Annotated in this window: 2 protein-coding genes, 3 tRNA genes and 1 rRNA gene; 1 reads left to right on the top strand and 5 read right to left on the bottom strand. The window is 60.1% G+C overall.

Going from position 1 to position 2,809, the window contains the following annotated elements:
• From G3N98_RS38965 to G3N98_RS38950, 4 genes are all read right to left on the bottom strand, one after another.
• The coding region (locus tag G3N98_RS38965) for a GTP-binding protein (RefSeq protein ID WP_234037674.1) at positions 1 to 145 on the bottom strand (145 nt) is incomplete at its 3' end.
• A gap of 66 nt (positions 146 to 211) precedes the next feature.
• Positions 212 to 286 (bottom strand) — tRNA-Thr (locus G3N98_RS38960).
• A gap of 24 nt (positions 287 to 310) precedes the next feature.
• Positions 311 to 384, bottom strand: a tRNA-Gly gene (locus tag G3N98_RS38955).
• A 44-nt stretch (positions 385 to 428) separates the two neighbouring features.
• A tRNA-Tyr gene (locus G3N98_RS38950) sits at positions 429 to 514 on the bottom strand.
• Positions 515 to 1,105: 591 nt separating this feature from the next.
• Between G3N98_RS38950 and G3N98_RS38945 the strand changes: the two genes are divergently transcribed.
• Positions 1,106 to 1,951, top strand: coding sequence for a hypothetical protein (locus G3N98_RS38945; RefSeq protein WP_206151093.1), 846 nt, complete (start codon positions 1,106 to 1,108; stop codon positions 1,949 to 1,951).
• 736 nt (positions 1,952 to 2,687) lie between these two features.
• Here G3N98_RS38945 and rrf read toward each other — a convergent pair.
• Positions 2,688 to 2,800 (bottom strand): 5S ribosomal RNA (rrf, locus tag G3N98_RS38940).
• Positions 2,801 to 2,809 lie beyond the last annotated feature (9 nt).

The following is a 2,809-nucleotide window of genomic DNA, read 5'->3' as shown; positions in this document are numbered from 1 at the left end:
GGTCGTATGCCTTCGCTTCGCCGCCGAACTTCTTCGTCAGAACCGTCGTGATCGCTGCCGTCAGCGTCGTCTTGCCGTGGTCAACGTGACCAATCGTACCAACGTTCACGTGCGGCTTGGTCCGCTCAAATTTACCCTTGGCCATTTTCGACTCCCAGAAGGAATTTCACAGGTTGCGCCGCGCGCAAACAAGACACTGACTTTTTACTGCTGGTGCCCATGGGCAGGATCGAACTGCCGACCTCTCCCTTACCAAGGGAGTGCTCTACCACTGAGCCACATGGGCGCTTTACGCTTCAACTTCGCGGTCTGGAGCGGGTGAAGGGAATCGAACCCTCGTCGTAAGCTTGGAAGGCTTCTGCTCTACCATTGAGCTACACCCGCACGGGCCACAAACGATTCCTTACCGCTCACTGCGCTGATAATCTTGGTGGAGGAGGTTGGATTCGAACCAACGTAGGCGTAAGCCAACAGATTTACAGTCTGCCCCCTTTAGCCACTCGGGCACCCCTCCGTAGAGAACTGACGATTATGGGGGTGCATCGCACTTCTGTCAAGCGGATCCGGAAGATTATTTTCACTTCCTTCCCGACACCTGCTTGACCACCGATCTCCCGCCCTTGCCCGGCTAAGGCAAGCATGGGTGCTGCTGATCAGTGCCACATCTTCGTCAGACTCCGCCCTCAACGTCGATCTGCATCTACGCTGAAAACGAAAGACCGCCATCATACGACCTCTTCCGCACTCTGCCAAGCGGATAAACGAAAAATTTCCGCAAATTTCGTGCCGAGTGGCCTCGCCGATCCGCCCCCGATACTTTGGGAGATATTGCTTCCAATCTCACCGGCTGCCTGACCGGACCTGCGGGCGATATACGTGACGAGGCTTTCGGGCGGCGTTTTCCAGCAACTGCATCGGATCCTGCGGCCACGGCTATCGACGGGAAGTGGTGCGCGCGACACCGACCCTAGCCGACTTCAGCCACAGCCGCGATACCATCGCAGACCAACTGCCCGCCTCCGGTTCTGATCCTCACGCGCCTGCTTGCACTCGTGATGACCTTCATGTCTTTGACCGCGCATGCGGCCGGTCCGTCAGATGCCTGGTGTCGCTCGAGCACCATCACCAGAATCCGCCAGCAGGCACTCCCGACAGCCACGCCCCAGGACGCAGCGCGGCAGCTTCATTGCTCTCCTCATATGACCGACTGAAGCCCGCGCTCGATGCCGGGTGCCTCGGTTCGGAACACGTCGGTTTCGTTGGCCCCCCGCTTAGCCAAGATGCAATCGCCTATGCGTGGCTGCTCAATGATGCGTCCACGTACCTCGTCGGCGCTGGCGATAGTGCGCCAGAAGGTGAGTCCGGCGCCCCAGCCTGCATCGACGCATTGCAGCCACTACTCGGCGATGATATGCGGCCCCGCCTGGGCCTGCCCCGCAGGCTTGTCGACGCGATCTCGGCGAACATTCTGCAATGTGCCGCCCACTGCCTTTCACCATCATGCAAGCCGTCCAACGTCAACATCTGGACGGCCTACCGCAGCGAATCCACGGCATACGCACGACATCCCGCATGCCCGTACGATGCCCGCCTCGCGCAGCTGAACGCTAGTACCCGCGCAGGATTCGACGCCGGCGCGTTCTCCGCTCCGCATCCATCCGACGACCACTTCGACATCGACTGCTCGCTGCCCGGCGTTGGTCGTGCTAACCCGAAATCAAGGCAGGAACACGACCCGGCGGTTTCCGCCGGGCGATGGCTCCGCACTCCGGGATCCGAGTACCGCATGCGCGGTGGAATCGACCGGCATCGACGCCGGCGGCAAGCACTTCGCGTTATGGGTGAAGGGCGAGACTGCTTTGGCGGCACGGCCTGTTCACTCATCGAAGAAATCTATGCGTTGCGAGACGGGCAGCCCGTGCTCGTCAAAAGGAATAGCGCGGATTTCTGATGCTATCGGGTCGACGAACTCGCGGACGCAGGTTCGCGCTAGCAACGCCCCTGTCCATCCGGTGGGTTACACGCACCCGCTCCTTCGCTCAAGCCGACTTGAGCGAAGATGCAACGAATTGAGTCACGAACAACCCTGGATGGCCACACAATGCGATTCACAGCACGTTTCGACTTCGTACGCTCGATGGGCATCAGTCACTCAGCGCGCGCAGCGAGAACGCGCCAAACGTCCGATAGAGGTGACCCGTTGCCCGGTATGCTGACGGCTCGTGTCGTGGCTGAGGCCGTGAAACATGCTCGGTAGGCACGAAATTGCAATAGTGACTTTTGGCCGAGGATGAGCTCGATACGCCGATGAACGACGCCCGAGGATCGGCAATCGAGGAGTGGGCGTTGCCCCACCGGGCCGCAGCCCGGCGACGCTCAAATCAGCCCCGAGCGGTAGTCAGATACGCGAGATGGAGTCGCTACTCGACCTGGCCGCCATCGTCGTGAGCAGCGGGAGGATGGATGTTTGAATGTGGATTTCAACCAACGCCAGCTACCAGTGCGGGACCAGCTCGATCGGTTTGATCAGTAGCGCAACGCTGCGAGTTCTCGAGAACGGCAGGTGGCTGAATCGACGTATTCTGCGCCTGGATATGGCCAGGCCGTCCACTCCGCGCGCCCATGCATTTTCGCCGCCCAAATGCAAAAACCCCCGCCTTTCGGGCGGGGGTTCTTGGCTTGAGGGAGCCTGACGATTACCTACTTTCACACGGGAATCCGCACTATCATCGGCGTAGAGTCGTTTCACGGTCCTGTTCGGGATGGGAAGGGGTGGGACCGACTCGCTATGGTCATCAGGCAAAGAGGG

This window comes from Burkholderia sp. Tr-20390 (genome assembly GCF_017104595.1).
In the GTDB taxonomy this organism is placed as follows: Bacteria; Pseudomonadota; Gammaproteobacteria; order Burkholderiales; family Burkholderiaceae; genus Burkholderia.
The sequence above is the reverse complement of the archived record's forward strand: the minus strand, read 5'-3'. Positions and strand labels throughout refer to the sequence as shown.